The 658-nt window shown below is 45.6% G+C and carries 1 pseudogene; it reads left to right on the top strand.

Annotated features, from left to right (window positions below):
- Positions 1–145 precede the first annotated feature (145 nt).
- A pseudogene (locus tag R2S57_RS30390) lies at positions 146–658 on the top strand (hypothetical protein); the annotation flags it as partial.

Raw genomic sequence — 658 nt, 5'->3', positions numbered from 1 at the left:
CAATTGCCAGGCCGCCAGCCATGGGAAGTACGTTGTTTGCATCCAGGACAGCACCGAAATAAACCTTGGTAGCCACCGTAATAGGATAAGGAAGGATACTTTTATCGGTACTACAAATGCAAAGGGCGACCATGGGCTAGGCTTTATGCTCCATCCAAGCCTTGTGCTTGATGCCCGTGACGGTACCCCATATGGCTATGCCGATATCAAGGTATGGAACAGGCCACTGGAGTTCCGTTCGAAATTTGAGCGCGAATACAGCAAATTGCCCATTACCGAGAAAGAATCGTATAAATGGATTGAGGTATCCAATAACACAAAAAAAGCACTCTCCCCCACCGTTGAGGGAATGGTTATCATACAGGACCGTGAAGGGGATATATACGAGCAGTTTGCAGTTGTACCTGATTCAAAGACAGATCTTTTGATAAGGGCCAGGACCAACAGGACCCTGAAGGACAAAAGCAAACTGTTCAATTGCTTTTCAGATCAGCTAGCACAGGGCACTTACGAAATATTGGTAGACACCAAAGGCAAACGTCCAAAAAGAAAGGCCGAAATAGAGGTTAGGTTCAAGGAAGTAGAGATATGCAAAACTGATACAACCAGTCCGGGAGTGGCAAAAAGTACCCGGCTTTATTTAATAGAAGCAAAAGAG

It is taken from the genome of Pedobacter psychrodurus (assembly GCF_032678585.1).
GTDB lineage: Bacteria > Bacteroidota > Bacteroidia > Sphingobacteriales > Sphingobacteriaceae > Pedobacter > Pedobacter psychrodurus_A.
This window is presented reverse-complemented; position numbering and strand designations above follow the sequence as displayed.